This window comes from Phreatobacter oligotrophus, from assembly GCF_003046185.1.
In the GTDB taxonomy this organism is placed as follows: Bacteria; Pseudomonadota; Alphaproteobacteria; order Rhizobiales; family Phreatobacteraceae; genus Phreatobacter; species Phreatobacter oligotrophus.
This window is the reverse complement of sequence record NZ_PZZL01000001.1, coordinates 460,657-478,561: the sequence shown is the minus strand read 5'-3', so window position 1 is coordinate 478,561 and position 17,905 is coordinate 460,657. Positions and strand designations below refer to the sequence as shown.

Sequence of the window (17,905 nt, the reverse complement as noted above, 5' to 3'; positions counted from 1 at the left end):
GGCCGAGCGAAGCGAGGGGAAGGGGATCCAGGGGCCAAAACTGCTAGCCCGAGCGAAAGGGCCGCCCTTGCCTATCGGGGTAGAGGATTGGGACGGGTCTGGATCCCCTTCCCTCGCCCTTCGGGCTCGCCGGGGATGACGGGTGGTGCGACAGGAACTGAACTGACCCCTAAGGTCGCATTTGGGTCGAGCGGGCGGCCATCCACCCCTCACTCCGTTGGCCGAATCTCCACCTCTCCAGCCTTCACCCCCGCCATCTCCTCCGCCGTCGCCGGGCGCCGGTCGATGCGATCCACCTTGGCGCCAAGGGGCCCCGCCATCGCCACCCGGACGAGATCCTCGACTGCCACGGCGTCGCCCGCGATCACCGCCTCGACCGTCTCGTCGGCGCGGTTGCGCACCCAGCCCGAGAGCGCGCGGGCCAGCGCCTGCCGGCGGAACCACTGGCGGTAGCCGACGCCCTGGACGATGCCGGATATGGTCAGGTGAAGCCCGGAGGTGTTCACCATGGCAGCACGCCCTCCCGTGCCTTCAGGCCCTCTTCCGCGTGGGTGATGAAGTCGCGGGTCACCGGCACGGCATCGCGCTTCTCAGAGAGCAGGAGTTGGTAGACCATGTTCGAGCCGTCGCGGAAGCCGAGCTCGACCGCGGCGAGGTAGAACTCCCACATGCGGGCGAAGCGCTCGCCCTGCATGGCGACGACGTGGTCGCGCACGGCCTCGAAGTTCTCGCGCCAGGCCTTGATGGTCCAGTAGTAGTGGAGGCGCAGCACCTCGCAATCGTCCACCCAGAGCCCGCAGCGCTCGGTGGAGGCGAAGACTTCCGACAGCGCCGGCACATAGCCGCCGGGGAAGATGTATTTGCGGATGAAGGGGGCCGTGGTGCCCGGCGGCGACATGCGGCCGATGGCGTGGATCATGGCATAGCCGCCCGGGCCGCAGAGCCGCTTCACGGTGGAGAAGTAGTCGTCGAAATGGGCGACGCCGACATGCTCCATCATGCCGACCGAGACGACGCGGTCGAAGGTGCCGGTGAGCTCGCGATAGTCCTTCTCGAAGAAGGTGACGCGGTCGGCGACGCCGGCGGCCGCCACCCGCTCCTTCGAGGCGGCGAGCTGGTCGGGCGAGACGTTGATGGCGGTGACCTTGGCCCCGCAGACAGCGGCGAGATAGGTCGCGAGGCCCCCCCAGCCCGAACCGATCTCGGCGACGGTCATGCCGGACTCGATCTGCAGTTTCGCCGCGATATGGCGCATCTTGGCGATCTGCGCGTCCTTGAGCGCCATGTCGGGTGTGGCGAAATAGGCGCAGGAATAGCTCATCGTTGCGTCGAGCCAGAGCTCGTAGAAGGCGCGCGGGTGGTCGTAGTGGCTGGAGACATTGGCAGCGGCCTCGCCGACCTTGTTCGACTGCTGCCGCCGCTTCAGCGCCCGCCAGACCTTGCGCAGCGCCTGCTGGACGGGGTGGGAGCCAAGGCCCGCACGATTGACCGAGAACAGCGTCAGCAGGTCGAGGACCCGGCCGCCCTGCTCGATGGTCAGCCGGCCGTCCATATAGGCCTCGGCCGAGGCCAGTTCCGGGTTGAAGAAGAGCTGCCGCTGCACCTTCTCGTCATGCAGCTTCACGGTCACCAGCGGCCCGTCGACGCCGGAGCCGAAGCTCTCGGTCGTGCCGTCGTGGTGGATCACCGTCAGCCGGCCGTTGCGGACGAAACGCGACAGGAGATGGGCGAGCAGGCTCATGCGGGGTCACCCTCGACATCCACGCCGCGCAAGGCGGCGAAGCCCGGCCAGGGCTGGCGCGGGCAGGTTCCAGGCCATCGCCGGGCCGAGGACGGCCTCCACGAAGGGACGGCGATTGAGACGCGCCCCCTCGCGCATCCCGGCGCCATGGTAGACGAAGCAGGGCCGCGCGCCACCCTTGGTGCGGATGGGCATGAGGCGGCGGCGATAGCGGCCGGGGCCGAGGCCCTCATAGGCATCGAGCCGGGCTAGATCGCGGGGCGTGAGGCGCCAGACCACGCCATGAACCGTGCTGGCGGGGGCAGCCTTCACCGCGAGATAGCCGGCCGCCGTGACGACGAGGCGGTGGCGGTCGAGCCGGCCGAGGCCGAGGGCCCGGGCTCCCGGCGCGCGGCGGGCCATGTCCGGCCGGCTCATGTTGGTGCCATAGGCGAAACAGAACATGAGACAGGGATGGCAAAGGCGGTGGAAGGGGGCAAGGGGGCACCGCCTCATCTTGATTGATATACGGCTCTGCCGTATATATCTGTGATGCAGACGGTCCTGCTGACTCCGACCTTCGAAAGTGAAGCGCGGCGCGCAGGACTGACCGACGACGAGGTGCTGCACATTGCCTCGTTCATCGCCGCCGACCCCTTGGCTGGCGAGCTGATCCCGGGAACGGGCGGGGCTCGCAAGCTGCGCTTCGCCCGACGCGGAGCGGGAAAGAGCGGTGGTTATCGGACCGTCCACTATTTCGCTGGGCTGGACGTCCCGATCTTCCTGCTCGCGGTCTATGGCAAGGGTGAGAAGGCCAACCTCACCCAGGCCGAACGGAATGCGCTGGCGGCCCTGCTACCGCGGATCGCCGCGAATTGGCGAAGCCGGCGAAGGAGAGACTGATGGGACGGTTTGGTGAGACGCTGATCCAGAGCGCCCGCGAGGCGGAAGCCATTGCGCGCGGTGACTTGGCGCCTGCCCGTGAGATCCCGATTGAGGAGATCGACGTGGCCGCCATCCGCAAGCGGCTCAATCTGTCCCAGGATCGTTTCGCCCGCCGGTTTGGCCTGTCCCCGGCGACCGTGCGCGACTGGGAGCAGAAGCGACGGCGGCCGGATCGGATCGCGACCGCCCTGCTGCGCGTGATCGACCACGCGCCGGAGACGGTCGCTCGCGCGCTGGAAGACACCCCCTCCCCGCCATTGCGCGACTGACCTTCGCCTGCGCCCCTCCCGATTCTCCCACCGCCATGCTTTGGTGCGCGGCAGGGAGTGAACGACCATGGCGAAAAGCCCGACATCCAAGGCGACGACGAACAAGACCACGACGAAGCGCCCGAAGGCCGCGAGCGGCATGCGCAAGGGCCTGACCGCCTATGGCGATCCCGGCTTCTCGCTGTTCCTGCGCAAGGCCTTCATCAAGGCGGCCGGCTTCTCCGACGACGCGCTCGACCGGCCGATCATCGGAATCACCGACACCTCGTCGGACTACAATCCCTGCCACGGCAATGTCCGCGCACTCGTCGAAGCGGTGAAGCGCGGCGTGATGCTGTCGGGCGGCCTGCCCTTCGCCTTCCCGACCGTGTCGATCCACGAGAGCTTCTCGAACCCGACCTCGATGTTCCTGCGCAACCTGATGGCCATGGACACCGAGGAGATGGTGCGCGCCCAGCCGATGGACGCGGTGGTGCTCATCGGCGGCTGCGACAAGACCGTGCCGGCCCAGCTCATGGGCGCGGCTTCAGCCGACGTGCCGGCCATCCAGCTCATCACCGGCCCCATGCTGGTCGGCCATTACAAGGGCGAGGTGCTCGGCGCCTGCACCGATTGCCGCCGCCTCTGGGCCATGCACCGGGCTGGCAAGATCGACGAGGCGGAGATCGAGGCGGTGTCGCAGCGCCTCGCGCCGACCGTCGGCACCTGCATGGTCATGGGCACGGCCTCGACCATGGGCTGCATCGTCGAGGCCCTCGGCATGGCCCTGCCCCATACCGGCACGATCCCCGCAACCCATGCCGACCGCATCCGCGCGGCGGAGGCCTCCGGCCGCGAGGCGGTGAAGCTCGCCGCGTCAGGCCGCAAGCCGCGGGACGTGATGACCCAGGCCTCGCTGCGCAACGCCATGGTGGTGCTGCAGGCGATCGGCGGCTCGACCAATGCCGTGGTGCACCTTGCCGCCGTCGCCGGCCGCCTCGGCCTCAGCTGGGACCTCGACGAGCTCGACCGGATCGGCCGCGAGGTTCCGGTGCTGCTCGACCTCAAGCCCGCCGGCTCCAACTACATGGAGCATTTCCACTGGTCGGGCGGCGTGCCGCGGCTCCTGAAGGAGCTGAAGGACCATCTCGACCTCGACGCCCCGACCGTCACCGGCGAGCGGCTCGGCGACTGGGCGGAGCGCGCCGAGGAGGTGCCGGGCCAGACCATCATCCGCTCGCTCGGCCAGCCTCTGAAGAAGACCGGCGCCCATGCGGTGCTGCGCGGCTCGCTCGCCCCCGGCGGCGCGGTCATCAAGGCGGCGGCGGCAACGCCCAAGCTCATGGTCCATACCGGCCGCGCCGTGGTCTTCGAGGATGTCGAGGACATGACCAACCGCATCGATGATCCGGATCTCGACGTCACGGCGGACGACATCCTCGTCATGCGCAATGCCGGACCGAAGGGCCATCCGGGCATGCCGGAGGCGGGTCTCCTGCCCATCCCGAAGAAGCTGGCGCAGCAGGGCGTCACCGACATGATCCGCATCTCCGATGCGCGCATGTCCGGCACGGCCTATGGCACCATCGTGCTGCACGTGACGCCGGAGGCGGCCGAGGGCTCGCCCCTGGCGCTGGTGCGCTCCGGCGACCGCATCAGCCTCGACGTGCCGAACCGGCGGGTCGACCTGCTGGTGAGCGAGGCGGAGCTCGCCGAGCGGCGGAAGTCGTGGCGGAAGCCGAAGCACATGCGCCAGCGGCAGCGCGGCTATCGCAAGCTCTACCTCGACCACGTGACCCAGGCCGACAAGGGCTGCGATTTCGACTTCCTGGAGAAGTGAGGGGAGCATTTGTCGGCTATTCGCCGGGGAACGCTGCACCCCTGCCGCCGTCCGGGAGACCGCAGAACCTCCGCCCGTCATGCCCGGGCTTGGGCCGGGCATCCACGACTTTTCTGGCGGCGAAGTGGTCAAGTCGTGGATGCCCGCCACAAGGGCGGGCATGACGGAGGAGGTTCGGGCGTCAGGTCGGCCGCAGACCCTGCGCCCGTCATCCCCGGCCGAGCGCAGCGAGGGGAAGGGGATCCAGGGGCGGACAGGCGCAGACCCTTCAGGCAGGCTGACGTGAGTTTCCGAGGGCGTCGGTGGGTCGGCCCCTGGATCCCCTTCCCTCGCCCTTCGGGCTCGCCGGGGATGACGGGTGGTGCGGACGCACTTGCGCGGTGCAGGGCGCCTGACAAACCCGGCCCTCCCTCCCCCTTTCGCGCACCCCCTCATGCGCGGCGGGCGATTGCTCAGCCGCCCGCGCCGTGGTCGAAGACGCCCGCCATGTCGCTGCTCATCTCAAGCCTCGCCCCGGTCTTCTTGCTCATCGTCCTCGGCGCCTATCTCAAGGTCATGCCGCTGACCGACGAGGCGGGCTGGCGCGGGCTCGAGCGCGCCACCTACTATGTCTTCTTCCCCGCCATGATCATCATGACGCTGGCCAAGGCGGATCTCGGCACGGTGCCGGTGGTGGCCATGGGCCTGTCGCTGATCGCCGCCATCCTCGCCATGACGGTGATCCTCCTGGTGCTGCGCCCGGTGCTTGCCGGCTCACTCGGCATGGACGGCCCGGCCTTCACCTCGGTCTTCCAGGGCGCGACGCGGTGGAACTCCTTCGTCGCCATCGCCACGGCCGGCGCGCTCTACGGCCAGCTTGGCCTGACGCTCACCGCCATCTCGGTCGCGGCGATGATCCCGCTGCTCAACGTGCTGGCGGTGGTGATGCTGCAGCGGCACGCGCAGGACAAGCCGATCGTGCTGGGACCGACGCTGAAGGCGCTCGCCTCCAACCCCTTCATCTGGTCCTCGGTGATCGGCATCATCATCAACCTGTCGGGGCTGAAGCTGCCGATGATCGCCATGCGCTTCGGCGACATCCTCGGGGCGGCGGCGCTCGGCACGGGCCTGTTGCTGGTCGGCGCCGGCCTCGACGTGAAGGCGGCGCTCAAACCCCGCGCCATCACCTGGATCACCACGGCGCTCAAGCTCGCGCTCATGCCGGCCATGGTCGCGGCCATCGCCATGGCGCTCGGCGTCGACGGCGTGACGCTGAAGGTCGCCATCCTCTCCGCCGCCATGCCGACGGCGTCCGGCTCCTACATCCTCGCCCGCCAGATGGGCGGCGACGCGCCGCTGATGGCGGAGATCCTCACCGTGCAGACGCTCATCGCCGTGGTGACGATCCCGCTCGTCCTGTCGCTCGCGGGCTGAAACGCCAACGGCCCCCGTGAGGGGGCCGCCGCGTCGATCAGGCCAGCCGATCAGTAGTAGTCGCGGAACGTGTGCGGATAGCGCTCGTCCACCGCCGGGCCGCGGCGATAGCGCACCGCCGGCCGCTCGTACACATAGGCCGGCTCCTCGTAGTAGCGGGCGCGCGGCGCATAGTAGCCGCCGCCATAGCCATAGCCGTAGCGCGGCGCGTAGTAGCTGTTCTCATAGGCCTGGCGGCGCTGGTCGGCGGCGATCGCCGCGGCGCCGAGGCCGATGATGCCGAGCGCGATGCCGGCGCCGATGGCCGCGCCATTGTCGCGGTGATAGGGACGGCGATAGTACTGCGCCTCGGCGGGCGCGACGGCCGCGGCAGTGCCGGCGGCGACGATGAGGGCGCCAATGGCGGCCTTCGCCTTACGGGAAATCATGGGGATGCCCCTTTCGGTTCTGAGGATCTCGTGGCGCGATGCGCCTCGACTGCGGATGTCTCAAGAACGTGGGGGAAGGTGTAGAAGTTCCGCGTTGAACGGCGTCTGAACGTAAAAAGGCGGCACCGTGGCACCGCCATGAACAGGTGTTCAGGTGCCGGCCTCGGGCAGCGCCTCGATGACGATGAAGGCCTGCGCCCAGGGGTGATCGTCAGTAATGGTGAGGTGGATGACGGCGCGGTGCCCCGCCGGCGTTATGGCCTTGAGCCGCTCCGCCGCGCCGCCGGTCAGCGCCATGGTCGGCGCGCCCGAGGGCAGGTTGACCACGCCCATGTCCTTCCAGAAGACGCCGCGGCGGATGCCGGTGCCGAGCGCCTTGGCGCAGGCCTCCTTGGCGGCGAAGCGCTTGGCATAGGTGGCGGCGCGGTGGGCGCGGCCTTCCGCCTTCGCCCGCTCGGTCTCGGTGAAGAGGCGATGGGTGAAGCGCTCGGCATGGCGCTCGAGGCTCTTCTCGATGCGGCGGATGTCGCAGAGGTCCGAGCCGATGCCAATGATCACGCCGCCTGCCCCTTCTTCCGGGCGAGCAGCGTCAGCCAGATGCCGATGCCGGCAATGGCGAGGCCGAGCAGGATGAGCGGCACGCGCTCGCGCGGCGGATCGTCGAGCACCACCATGTCCTCGCAGCGCGTGCCGGGGACGATGCGCAGCGTCTCGTGCACCGGCTTGCCGTTCGGCGCGTGGCGATACTGGACCAGCGGCACGCGGCATTCCTGCACGATCGGACCGATGCGGCGCTCGAAGACGAAGGTCGGCACGCCCACCGTGTCGCGTGAGGAGGAGACGACGTTGGAACCCGTCCAGCGGGCGACGACGGCCTCCTCGCGGCTCGCCTGCCAGTAGACCCAGACCGGAAGGGCGTTGGGGACGAGGATGACAAGGCCGAGCAGCGCGACGAAGAGCCCGACCAGCGTGCGGGTGCGGCCGGGCGAGAGCTCGTCGGCGGGCGCCGGGGCGGGCGCGCTCATGCCTTGGCGCCCTGAATGCCGCGCGAGCCGGGTTTCACGGCTGGCAGCGCGGCGAGCTCGGGCGGCAGCGCGTCGGGGGCATAGTCCGGCACGTACCAGGAGAGCAGCGAGACCAGCGGCACGCCGACATCGGCCTTGCCGTCGGAGCGGTCCACGAGGACGGCGGCGCCGACCGTCTCGCCGGGATGGCCGGCAATGGCGGCGAGGCATTCGCGGGTGGACAGGCCCGTGGTGACGATGTCCTCGACGACCAGGACGCGGGCGCCGGGCGGGATCTCGAAGCCGCGGCGCAGCTTGAACTCGCCGTTCTCGCGCTCGACGAAGATGGCCTTGGCGCCGAGCTGGCGGGCGGTCTCATAGCCCGGCACGATGCCGCCGACGGCGGGCGAGACGACATAGTCGATGCGGCCGAAGCGCTCCTTCACTTTTGTCGCGAGCGCGGCGCAGAGCTTCGCCGTGCGCTCGGGGTCCATGAAGACGAACATCTTCTGCAGGAAGACCGGGCTGCGCCGGCCCGAGGAGAGGATGAAATGGCCCTCCAGCAGGGCGCCGGCGGCGCGGAACTCGGCGAGCACGTCGTCAGAGGTCATGGGTCAGGCATCCGTCGTGGGTCGACGGGGAGAGACGACGAAAGGGGGGAGGAGTCAATCCGCAGAACGCGCCCCCCGCGCCATCCCAGCTACCGCGCCAGCACCACCGCCGCCTCGCGGGTCGAGGCCACCGCGCCCGAGACCTGCGACACCGCCGAGGAAATGCCGGCGATGTTCTCGAAGATGTCGACGGTGGAGCGCGCCGCCTGCTGCATGGACTGCGACATGTCGCGCGTCACCGCGCTCTGCTCCTCCACGGAGGCTGCCGTTGCGACGACGCCGTCGCGCAGCACGGAGATCGCGGAGCGGATGTCCTGCAGCGACTGCAGCACCTCGGAGGAGATGCCCTGCACGCCGTTGATCTCGGCGCTGATCTGCTCGGTCGCCCTGGCCGCCTGGTTGGCGAGATTCTTCACCTCCTGCGCGACCACCGCGAAGCCGCGGCCGGCCTCGCCCGCCCGCGCCGATTCGATCGTCGCGTTGAGCGCGAGAAGGTTGATCTGGCCGGCAATGGTGTTGATGAGGCCGACAATGCCGCCCATGGCGACGGTCGCCTCGGAGAGGCGCGCCGCGAAGCCGCCAGCTGAATCCGTGCGCGAGAAGGCCGTGTCGGTCGCGGCCTGCGAGGCCGACATCATGTGCGAGATCTCGGCGACCGAGGCGGCGAGCTCTTCGGTTGCCGCCGCCATGCCCTGGACGCTGTCGCGTGTGGCGCTGGCGGCCGCGAGGGCGCGGCTCGTCTCGGCGCCGGTATCGCCGACGGCCTGGTCGATCTGGCCGAAATTGGTGTCGATGATGCCGCGCAGCTGGTCGAGCAGCGCCACCTGGCCGCTGATGTCGGTGGCGAACTTCACCACCTTCACCGGGCGGCCGGCCGCATCGAAGATCGGATTGTAGGAGGCCTGGATCCAGACGGTCTTGCCGCCCTTGCCGACGCGGCGGAACTGCGCCGCCTGGTACTCGCCGCGGCGCAGAGCAGCCCAGAAGGCGGCATAGTCGACGCTGTCACGCGTCTGCGGATCGACGAACATGGCATGCTTGCGGCCGACGATCTCGTCGAGGCGGTAGCCCATGACGGAGAGGAAATTGTCGTTGGCCTCGAGGATGGTGCCGTCGAGGTCGAAGGCGATGACGGCCTGCACCCGGCGGATCGCGGCGATCTCGGCGGCGCGCGCGGCGTCCTCGGTCTTCTGGCGAGTGATGTCGGTGGCGAACTTGACGAAGCCGAAGGGGTGGCCGGCGCTGTCGAGCAGCGGATTGTAGGAGGCCTCGATCCAGACCTCGCGCCCGCCCTTGGCGATGCGGCGGAACTGCCCGGCATTGAAGGCGCCGCCGCGCAGATCTGACCAGAAGTTTCGATATTCGGCGCTCGACCGCGTGGTCTCGTCGACGAAGATGGAGTGGTGCCGGCCCTTGATCTCGTCGAGCGAATAGCCGACGGCGCCAAGGAAATTGGCGTTAGCGTCCAGGATGTTGCCGTCGAGATCGAACTCGATGATGGCCTGGACCCGGTCGAGGGCCGCGAGACGTGCGGCCCGGGAATCGCGCGACTTGAACAGGTTGAGCATGGCGGCCTCCGGCCGGTGGACAGCCCCTCGTCGTCACTCGCCAGCGATCGGGGGTTCCGCATAGCGGTCCGCACCATTCCACCACGGACGTAAAGAAAACCTTCTTCCAATTGTAAAATCGGAGTAAAATTCCGCTCATTATTCACCTATCCCGCGTTCTGCGGAATGCAGGCGCTTGATTGTCTGCGGACCAACAGCACTTTATCGCAATAATAATTGACTTCCGCTACGTCAAATCGATTGGACGCAGACGCATCAATCCCATCATGGAAGGCAGGCACAACCTGTCGTGGGACCGGCGGGGCACCAAGTGCCAGCCGCCGCCGTTTGCCTATTCGAACACCCGGCCCGCCTCGGCCGAGATCGGCAGGTCCCGAATCCCCGCGATGATCGCGTTGAGGTGCTTGAGGTCCCAGACCTCCAGGTCGATCACCACATTGGTGTAGTCCTGGGCCGAGCGCTGCATGCGCAGGTTGTCGATGTTGCCGTCATTGTCGGCGATGACCTGCGTCACCGCCGCGAGCGAGCCCGGCGCGTTGCGGGACTTCACCGCGATGCGGGCGGGGTAGCGGGAGCGCCGCGCCTCGTCGATGTCCCAGCGCACGTCGAGCCAGCGCTCCGGCTCGTTGTCGAAGGCGGCGAGCGCCGGCGACTGGATGGGATAGATGGTGATCCCCTCCCCCGCCGTGAGGATGCCTACGATGCGGTCGCCGGGCACGGCGCCGCCCTCGCGGGAGATGGTCACCGGCAGGTCGGAATTGATGCCGCGGATGGGGATGGCCCCTTCCGATTCCGGCACCTGGAACTTGAGCGAGGAATCCTTGCCGACGCCGAACCATTCGGCGGTCGGCTTCGGCCCCAGCGGCACCTCGCTCTTGAAGTCGGGATGCACCGCCTTCAGCACGTCGTCGGCGGGGATCTCGTCGCGGCCCACGGCCCAGAACACGTCGTCGGTGGAGGAGCGGGCGAGGCGCTTCAGCCCCTGTTTCACCGCCTCGTCGGAGAAGGGCTTGCCGGCGCGGGCGAAGAGCTGCTGGACGATGCGGCGGCCGAGCTCGAGATACTGGTTGCGGGTGGCGGCGCGGGTGGCGCGGCGGATGGCCGAGCGCGCCCGGCCGGTCACCACGATGCTCTCCCAGGCGGGCGACGGCGTCGCCTTGGCATCGGTGATGATCTCGACCTCGTCGCCGTTCTGCAGCTCGGTGACGAGCGGCCGTTCGACGCCGTTGATGCGGGCGCGGGCGCAGTGATTGCCGATGTCGGTGTGCACCGCATAGGCGAAGTCGATGCAATTGGCCTTGCGCGGCAGGGCGATGAGCCGGCCCTTCGGGGTGAAGCAATAGACCTGGTCGGAGAAGAGCTCGAGCTTGGTGTGTTCGAGGAACTCTTCCGGATTGTCGCCATGGGCGAGCATGTCCACGGTGCGCCTGAGCCAGGCATAGGCGCTGCTCTCGGAGGCGAAGGCGGCCTCCGCCGCGCCATCCTTGTAGAGGGCATGGGCGGCGATGCCGTATTCGTTCACCTCGTGCATGTGGTGGGTGCGGATCTGCATCTCCACGCGCTGGCTCTCCGGGCCGATCACGGTGGTGTGGAGCGAGCGGTAGTCGTTGCCCTTCGGGGTCGAGATGTAATCCTTGAAGCGCTGCGGCACGGCCGGCCAGGTCGTGTGGATGATGCCCACCGCGCGGTAGCAGTCGGCAATCGTCTCCACGAGGATGCGGAAGGCGACGATGTCGGAGAGCTGCTCGAAGGAGACGGCCTTGCGCTCCATCTTGCGGTAGATCGAATAGGGCTTCTTGAGCCGCCCCGAGACCTCGGCACTGATGCCCTCGCCGGCGAGCTTGCGGGTGAGCTGGGTCTCGATCTCCTCAACGACGCGGGCGACCGCGTCGCGCTGGCGCGACAGGCGCTGCTCGAGCGCCTCGTAGGCTTCCGGATTGATCTGGCGGAAGGAGAGGTCCTCCAGCTCCTCGCGCATGTCATGCATGCCCATGCGGCCGGCGAGCGGGGCATAGATGTCCAGCGTCTCCTGCGAGATGCGGCTGCGCTTGGCGGGCGGCACATAGTGCAGCGTGCGCATGTTGTGCAGCCGGTCGGCGAGCTTCACCAGCAGCACGCGCACGTCGGAGGTGATGGCGAGGAGCAGCTTCCTCAGGTTCTCCGCCTGCACCGCCTGCTTCGACACGAGGTCGAGCTTCTTCAGCTTGGTGAGGCCGTCCACCAGCTCGGCGATGGAGGGGCCGAACTTCTCGCGGATGTCGTCCTTGGTGGCCGCCGTGTCCTCGATCGTGTCGTGGAGGAGCGCCGCGACGATGGTGGCATCGTCGAGCTTCAGGTCGGTGAGGATCGCCGCGACTTCGAGCGGATGGGAGAAATAGGGGTCGCCAGAGGCGCGCTTCTGCGTGCCGTGGGCCAGCATCGCATAGACATAGGCGCGGTTGAGCAGGGCCTCGTCGGCCCTCGGATTGTAGCGCTTGACGCGCTCCACCAGCTCATATTGCCGCATCATGGTGGGGTGGACGGGCCTTCCGGGATTCGTGTCGCCAGCCCGTCACGATAGCATCCGGGGGGACGGGGGCGGCAAGGCCGCGGGCCGCATGGACAGCGCACGCTGGCGTGAGCGCAGGGCGACGCGACCGGATCGGGACAGTACCAATGAAAAGGGCGACCTTGCGGCCGCCCTGGTGGTCTCGCGAGGCGAGAGGGCTCAGAGGCCCTCGTCGTCGTCGGTGTCCTCCGGCGGCTTCAGCCCCTCGAGGCCGCGCAGCAGGTCTTCCTCGCTCATGCGGTCCATGGCGACGTCGACATCGTCGGCGGCGCCGCCGGCAGCGGCGATCATCGGCACGGTATCGGCCTCGGGCTCGTCGACCTCGACATATTTCTGCAGCGAGTGGATCAGGTCCTCGCGCAGGTCATCGGGGGAGACGGTGGCATCGGCGATCTCGCGCAGCGCCACGACCGGGTTCTTGTCGCGGTCGCGGTCAATGGTGATCGGCGCGCCGGCCGCGAGCATGCGCGCGCGGTGGCTGGCGACGAGCACCAGCTCAAAGCGGTTGTCGACCTTCTCGATGCAATCCTCGACGGTGACGCGAGCCATCGATCATCCTTCGGCAGCGGTGGAACGGAGCCTGTATGCAGGCGGTTGTCCGGAAAGAGCGGGTGTATACCCATTCGCAGGGGCCAACACAAGGCCGCAGGCTCAGGCCGGCGGACTGGGGCGACACGGGGGCGCCATGCCGTCGCGGAACCCAGCGTCCACGCAGCATTGCTTAATCCCAAGAGATAATTTTTTGGCAGATTGTTTCCGAGGAATCGGCTTGATATAGGATGGAGGTACGGAATTAGGATCGTTCCAAACTATCGACATCATCGTGTGTTTCGACGCCCCTGCCGCCACACTTCGCAGTCATTCATCACCCTCAAGCTGATTTCGGCACCTACCGGATTGCAATAGGACGTTACGTCATGTCGAACGGAAACGAGCGCATCGCGCTTTTCATCGATGGCGCCAACCTTTACGCCACGGCCAAGACGCTGGGCTTCGATATCGACTATAAGCGACTGTTGGGTGAGTTTCGCGCCCGCGGCTATCTGCTGCGCGCCTACTATTACACCGCCCTGGTCGAGGACCAGGAGTACTCGTCGATCCGCCCCCTGATCGACTGGCTCGACTATAACGGCTTCACCGTCGTCACCAAGACCGCCAAGGAGTTCACCGATTCCACCGGCCGGCGGAAGGTGAAGGGCAATATGGACATCGAGCTCGCGGTCGATGCCATGGAGATCGCGGCCCGCGTCGACCACATCGTGCTGTTCTCCGGCGACGGCGATTTCCGCTACCTGGTCGAGGCGCTGCAGCGCCGCGGCGTGAAGGTGTCGGTGGTCTCCACGGTCGCCGTGCAGCCGGCGATGATCGCCGACGAGCTGCGCCGCCAGGCCGACGAGTTCATCGACCTCGCCCAGCTCGGCCAGCGCATCGGCCGCGACCCCTCGGAGCGCCCGGTGCGCGCGCCGATGACGGATGCGCCCGGCTTCGTCCGTGACCGGCCGCGGCCGGCCCGGCCGATCGCCGCCACGACGCCCGTCGCCAGCGACGATTTCGCCGACCGCTGATCCCGCATGTCGCCATGCGATCCGGGGCGTGACTGCCCCCTCTGCCCGCGCCTCGTCGCCTTCCGCGACCGGCAGCGGGCAGCCCGTCCCGACTGGCACAATGCGCCGGTGCCGAGCTTCGGCACCGACAATGCGCGGCTGCTCATCGTCGGCCTCGCGCCGGGTCTGCAGGGGGCGAACCGCACGGGGCGGCCCTTCACCGGCGACTGGGCCGGCGACCTGCTCTACGAGACGCTGATCGGCTTCGGCTTCGCCACCGGCACCTATGACGAGCGGCCGGACGACGGCCTCACCCTCGTCGACACGCGCATCACCAATGCCGTGCGCTGCGTGCCGCCGGAGAACAAGCCGACGACGGAGGAGATCGCCACCTGCCGCGGCTTCCTGGCCGCCACCATCGCCGCCATGCCGCGGCTGACCGCGGTGATCACGCTCGGCAAGATCGGCCATGACAGCGCGGTCAGGGCGCTCGGCGAGCGCCCCTCGCGCGTGCCGTTCACCCATGGCGGCGTGACGGGCGTCGGGCGCGTCACCGTCTTCTCCAGCTACCATTGCTCGCGCTACAACACGAATACCGGCGTGCTGACGCCAGAGATGTTCCGCGCTGTCTTCGCCTCGGTGCGCCGGCATCTCGACGCGGCCGGTTGAACCTTCCGGAGGGGTCCCGCGACTGAGGGAGGCCGCCGATGCCGCAGCCCTCCCCTTGAAGGACCGCCATGTCGCCCTCGCCCGCCTCCCCGCTTCGCCGGTCGCTCCGCATCGCCAGCCTCGTCCTTGCGGGCCTCGGGGTGCTGTTCTGGGCCGGCGCGATGGTGGCGACCTCCATGACCCCTGCCTCGCGGGGCGACGGCTTTCCCATGCTCGGGGCCATCCTGGCGAGCGTCTATCTCGTGACGCTGGTGCTCCCCGGGCTCATTCTGGCGCTCATGGATCGCTGGCCCTGGGTGTCGCTCGGCTTCGGAATCGTCGCCGTCGGCATTGCCAGCGATGCTGTGCTACCGTGGCTGCCATGGGGCGCGCTCCTCTCCTGAGCGACCGGCCCATTCACGGCCTCGTGATCGCCCCTGTGCATCCGTCTGCGGCAGCCCAGGTGTTGCCACAACGACCGCCACGCCGCAGGTCTGACCCCAAGGGAGCGTCCCATGAACCGTCGCCATCTCCTCAAGCTCGCCGGCAGCGCCGCCGCCATCGGCGCCACCATGGCCATCCCGGCCAGCCACAAGGTCTTCGCCCAGGCCGCCACCGGCCCCTTCACCCTGCCGCCGCTCGGCTATGCCTATGACGCGCTCGAGCCGCACATCGACAAGATGACGATGGAGATCCATCACACCCGTCATCATGCGGCCTTCCTCGCCACCATCAACAATGCCGCGCAGACCTATCGCGAGCTGACCCCCGCCAACACCGAGAAGGTGCTGCGCGGCCTTTCGGACGTGCCGGAGAACCTGCGCATGGGCGTGCGCAACACGCTCGGCGGCTACTGGAACCACGTGCATTTCTGGGAGATCATGACCCCCGGCGGCGCCAAGCAGCCCTCGGGCGCGCTCGCCACGGCGATCAACACCGCATTCGGTGATGCCGACAAGATGCGCCAGCAGTTCAACCAGGCCGCCGTCGGCCGCTTCGGGTCCGGCTGGGCCTGGCTGGTGGTCGGCCGCGACGGCAAGCTCGCCATCGTCTCGACGCCGAACCAGGACAACCCGCTGATGGACGGCGTGAAGGGCGTGGTCATGGGCATCGACGTGTGGGAGCACGCCTATTACCTGAAGTACCAGAACCGCCGCCCGGACTACGTCACCACGTGGTGGAACGTGGTGAACTGGGACAAGGCCGCCGCGAACTTCGCCAAGGCTTCGGCGTAATCCGATCCTGCCGCTGACCCGGTTTCGGGCGGCGGCGGGATTCCCCCCTCCTGCCTGCCGCCGGCACCCTCGGCGAACCCCGGTCGCATCGCGGCCGGGGTTTGGCGCGTCAGTGGCCGTGGTAGCTGAGGAATTCCAGCAGCGAACCGTCGGGGTCGCGGAAATAGACCGAGGTCGCCGGGCCGCGCACGCCGTTGGTGGCGACCGGCCCGAGCTCCACCGGCACGCCCCTGGCGGCAAGATGGGCGGCGGCCCCGTCGATCGGCCCCTCCCATTCGAAGCAGATGTCGGAATTGCCGGGCATGACCGGGACCTTCGCCACGGCATTGACGTGGCCGATGCCCGGGCCGTGGCAGTTCAGGCGGATGTCGCCGATCTTGTAGGCGAAGCCCGCGCCGCGCGGCACGACCTCGGCCCCGAGCACGTCGCGATAGAAGGCGTTCGAGCGCTCCCAGTCGCTGACATGGATGACGACGTGATCGAGCTTGTAGGCCATGGCGTTTCTCCCGGTGTGAGATGAGCGGAGGCGGGGCGCGGGATCAAGGGGGCGAGGCGGGATCGCCTGAAGCTGCGCACCGTTGCCGCCCCCCGGTGATGACTGCCACACCGCTCACCGCGTCATGCCCGGCCTTGTGCCGGGCATCCACGACTTCCTTCGGCGACGCTCGTGTTCAAGTCGTGGATGGCCGGGACAAGCCCGGCCATGACGGATGGGCCGGTGACTCGCGGCATTCAGTCGTGACAACCGCCCCTACCCGCGGTCCCGCAGGATCCGCGCCTGGTCGCGCTGCCAGTCGCGCTTCTTCTCGGTGTCGCGCTTGTCGTGGAGCTTCTTGCCGCGGGCGAGCGCGATCTGCAGCTTCGCCCGGCCTTGCTCGTTGAAATAGAGCTTGAGCGGCACGACGGTCAGGCCGTCGCGCTGCACCGCCCCGATCAGCCGGCCGATCTCCTTCTTGTGCAGGAGCAGCCGGCGCGGCCGCTTCGGCTCGTGGTTGAAGCGGTTGGCCTGCAGATATTCCGGGATGTTGCAGTTGAAGAGGAAGAACTCTTCGCCATTCGGCCCGGCATAGCTCTCGGCGATCGTCGCCTTGGCGGCGCGCAGCGACTTCACCTCGGTGCCGGTCAGCTGGATGCCGGCCTCGAACGTGTCGAGGATCTCGTAGTCGAAACGGCCGCGCCGGTTCTCGGCGACGACCTTGATCTTCGGCTCGTTCTTCGGGGCCATGACGCTTGCGGACGGCCCCCGTCAGTTCATCAGGCCGGCATGGACGAGCGCGGCCTTCACCGTCTCGCGGGTGGCGGCGGAGGCCGGGACCATCGGCAGACGCACCTCGTCGGACATCCGTCCGAGCAGGTTCAGCGCCGCCTTGGACGGGGCCGGGTTCGGCTCGACGAAGAGCGCCTGGTGCAGCGGGAAGAGCTTGTCCTGGATCGCCAGCGCCTTGGCGAAGTCGCCGGCGAGGCAGGCGTTCTGGAAATCGGCGCAGAGGCGCGGGGCGACATTGGCCGTCACCGAGATGCAGCCATGGCCGCCATGGGCCATGTGGGCGAGCGCGGTCCCGTCCTCGCCGGAGAGCTGGATGAAGTCCTTGCCGCAGGCCTGGCGCTGGGCCGAGACGCGGTCGAGCTTCATTGTCGCGTCCTTCACGCCGACGATGTTCTTGATCTCGGCGAGGCGCGCCATGGTCTCCACCGACATCTCCACCACCGAACGCGGCGGGATGTTGTAGATGAAGATCGGCAGCGAGGTCGCCTCGGCGATGGCCTTGAAGTGGCGGTAGAGGCCCTCCTGGCTCGGCTTATTGTAGTAGGGCGTGACATGCAGCAGGCCCTGGGCGCCAACCTTCTCGGCATGCTTCGAGAACTCGATCGCCTCGACCGTGTTGTTGGAGCCGGCGCCCGCCATCACCGGAACGCGGCCGCGGGCTTCCTCGACCGCCCATTCGACCACGCGCTTGTGCTCGTCATGGGTCAGGGTCGGGCTCTCGCCGGTGGTGCCGACCGGCACGATGCCGTGGGAGCCCTCGTCGATCACCCAGTTCACATGGGCGCGGAAAGCCTTCTCGTCGACCTTGCCGTCCTTGAACGGGGTGACGAGGGCGGGCAGCGATCCCTTGAACAGGTTGGTCATCGGAGAACTCCGGAACGGTCGG

At 68.3% G+C, this 17,905-nt stretch carries 21 protein-coding genes; 8 read left to right on the top strand and 13 right to left on the bottom strand.

From position 1 onward, the window contains the following. Positions 1-209: 209 nt before the first annotated feature. The 3 genes from C8P69_RS02325 to C8P69_RS02315 are packed head-to-tail and all read right to left on the bottom strand — an operon-like array spanning position 210 to position 2,185. Positions 210-509, bottom strand: coding sequence for an acylphosphatase (locus tag C8P69_RS02325; RefSeq protein ID WP_108174239.1), 300 nt, complete (start codon positions 507-509; stop codon positions 210-212). Next, positions 503-1,741 (bottom strand): SAM-dependent methyltransferase, encoded by a 1,239-nt coding sequence (locus C8P69_RS02320; RefSeq protein WP_108174238.1) that lies wholly within the window; start codon positions 1,739-1,741, stop codon positions 503-505. Before C8P69_RS02320 ends, C8P69_RS02325 begins: the two co-directional genes overlap by 7 nt. 6 nt (positions 1,742-1,747) lie before the next feature. After that, positions 1,748-2,185 (bottom strand): gamma-glutamylcyclotransferase family protein, encoded by a 438-nt coding sequence (locus C8P69_RS02315; RefSeq protein WP_170118095.1) that lies wholly within the window; start codon positions 2,183-2,185, stop codon positions 1,748-1,750. A gap of 87 nt (positions 2,186-2,272) precedes the next feature. On the opposite strand from C8P69_RS02315, the gene C8P69_RS02310 reads away from it, so the two are divergent. The 4 genes from C8P69_RS02310 (at position 2,273) to C8P69_RS02295 (ending at position 6,166) form a co-directional block, all read left to right on the top strand. Continuing rightward, positions 2,273-2,623: a type II toxin-antitoxin system RelE/ParE family toxin gene (locus C8P69_RS02310; protein ID WP_108174236.1), complete on the top strand. Its 351-nt coding sequence runs from the start codon at positions 2,273-2,275 to the stop codon at positions 2,621-2,623. After that, positions 2,623-2,934: a helix-turn-helix domain-containing protein gene (locus tag C8P69_RS02305; protein ID WP_108174235.1), complete on the top strand. Its 312-nt coding sequence runs from the start codon at positions 2,623-2,625 to the stop codon at positions 2,932-2,934. The genes C8P69_RS02310 and C8P69_RS02305 overlap by 1 nt, the downstream gene beginning before the upstream one ends. A 139-nt stretch (positions 2,935-3,073) precedes the next feature. Beyond that, complete coding sequence (locus C8P69_RS02300; protein ID WP_245901853.1) at positions 3,074-4,753, top strand: IlvD/Edd family dehydratase; 1,680 nt, start codon at positions 3,074-3,076, stop codon at positions 4,751-4,753. 486 nt (positions 4,754-5,239) lie between these two features. Then, positions 5,240-6,166 (top strand): AEC family transporter, encoded by a 927-nt coding sequence (locus C8P69_RS02295; RefSeq protein ID WP_108174233.1) that lies wholly within the window; start codon positions 5,240-5,242, stop codon positions 6,164-6,166. A gap of 50 nt (positions 6,167-6,216) precedes the next feature. On the opposite strand, the gene C8P69_RS02290 is transcribed toward C8P69_RS02295, so the two are convergent. The 7 genes from C8P69_RS02290 to rpoZ all read right to left on the bottom strand — a co-directional run bounded on the left by C8P69_RS02290 (position 6,217) and on the right by rpoZ (position 12,874). Continuing rightward, positions 6,217-6,594 carry a hypothetical protein gene (locus C8P69_RS02290; RefSeq protein WP_108174232.1) on the bottom strand — a complete coding sequence of 126 codons (378 nt, stop codon included), beginning with the start codon at positions 6,592-6,594 and terminating at the stop codon, positions 6,217-6,219. A 150-nt stretch (positions 6,595-6,744) separates the two neighbouring features. After that, positions 6,745-7,152 (bottom strand): holo-ACP synthase, encoded by a 408-nt coding sequence (gene acpS, locus C8P69_RS02285; protein ID WP_108174231.1) that lies wholly within the window; start codon positions 7,150-7,152, stop codon positions 6,745-6,747. Further along, the gene (locus C8P69_RS02280) at positions 7,149-7,619 is read right to left on the bottom strand and encodes a hypothetical protein (RefSeq protein ID WP_108174230.1); all 471 of its coding nucleotides are present in this window, start codon (positions 7,617-7,619) and stop codon (positions 7,149-7,151) included. The genes acpS and C8P69_RS02280 overlap by 4 nt, the downstream gene beginning before the upstream one ends. Next, complete coding sequence (gene pyrE / locus C8P69_RS02275; protein ID WP_108174229.1) at positions 7,616-8,209, bottom strand: orotate phosphoribosyltransferase; 594 nt, start codon at positions 8,207-8,209, stop codon at positions 7,616-7,618. The genes C8P69_RS02280 and pyrE overlap by 4 nt, the downstream gene beginning before the upstream one ends. An 89-nt stretch (positions 8,210-8,298) precedes the next feature. Further along, positions 8,299-9,777 carry a methyl-accepting chemotaxis protein gene (locus C8P69_RS02270; RefSeq protein WP_108174228.1) on the bottom strand — a complete coding sequence of 493 codons (1,479 nt, stop codon included), beginning with the start codon at positions 9,775-9,777 and terminating at the stop codon, positions 8,299-8,301. A gap of 331 nt (positions 9,778-10,108) precedes the next feature. Continuing rightward, on the bottom strand, positions 10,109-12,286 hold the full coding sequence (locus C8P69_RS02265) for a RelA/SpoT family protein (protein WP_108174227.1): 2,178 nt from the start codon (positions 12,284-12,286) through the stop codon (positions 10,109-10,111). 198 nt (positions 12,287-12,484) lie between these two features. After that, positions 12,485-12,874 carry a DNA-directed RNA polymerase subunit omega gene (gene rpoZ, locus C8P69_RS02260; RefSeq protein ID WP_108174226.1) on the bottom strand — a complete coding sequence of 130 codons (390 nt, stop codon included), beginning with the start codon at positions 12,872-12,874 and terminating at the stop codon, positions 12,485-12,487. Between the two features lie 368 nt (positions 12,875-13,242). Here rpoZ and C8P69_RS02255 point away from each other — a divergent pair, with 368 nt between their 5' ends. The 4 genes from C8P69_RS02255 to C8P69_RS02240 all read left to right on the top strand — a co-directional run bounded on the left by C8P69_RS02255 (position 13,243) and on the right by C8P69_RS02240 (position 15,752). After that, positions 13,243-13,890 (top strand): LabA-like NYN domain-containing protein, encoded by a 648-nt coding sequence (locus C8P69_RS02255; protein ID WP_108174225.1) that lies wholly within the window; start codon positions 13,243-13,245, stop codon positions 13,888-13,890. A gap of 6 nt (positions 13,891-13,896) precedes the next feature. Beyond that, entirely contained in the window at positions 13,897-14,538 is a 642-nt protein-coding gene (locus tag C8P69_RS02250) for a uracil-DNA glycosylase (RefSeq protein WP_108174224.1), read from the top strand. Positions 14,539-14,606: 68 nt separating this feature from the next. Continuing rightward, positions 14,607-14,921: a hypothetical protein gene (locus tag C8P69_RS02245; RefSeq protein ID WP_108174223.1), complete on the top strand. Its 315-nt coding sequence runs from the start codon at positions 14,607-14,609 to the stop codon at positions 14,919-14,921. Between the two features lie 111 nt (positions 14,922-15,032). Continuing rightward, entirely contained in the window at positions 15,033-15,752 is a 720-nt protein-coding gene (locus tag C8P69_RS02240) for a superoxide dismutase (RefSeq protein ID WP_273511375.1), read from the top strand. Between the two features lie 109 nt (positions 15,753-15,861). On the opposite strand, the gene C8P69_RS02235 is transcribed toward C8P69_RS02240, so the two are convergent. The 3 genes from C8P69_RS02235 to dapA form a co-directional block, all read right to left on the bottom strand. Further along, positions 15,862-16,248, bottom strand: a complete 387-nt coding sequence (locus tag C8P69_RS02235; protein WP_108174222.1) for a VOC family protein — start codon at positions 16,246-16,248, stop codon at positions 15,862-15,864. A gap of 255 nt (positions 16,249-16,503) precedes the next feature. Then, positions 16,504-16,977, bottom strand: a complete 474-nt coding sequence (gene smpB / locus C8P69_RS02230) for an SsrA-binding protein SmpB (protein WP_108174221.1) — start codon at positions 16,975-16,977, stop codon at positions 16,504-16,506. A gap of 21 nt (positions 16,978-16,998) precedes the next feature. Beyond that, entirely contained in the window at positions 16,999-17,883 is an 885-nt protein-coding gene (gene dapA, locus C8P69_RS02225) for a 4-hydroxy-tetrahydrodipicolinate synthase (RefSeq protein WP_211353792.1), read from the bottom strand. Between the last annotated feature and the right edge of the window lie 22 nt (positions 17,884-17,905).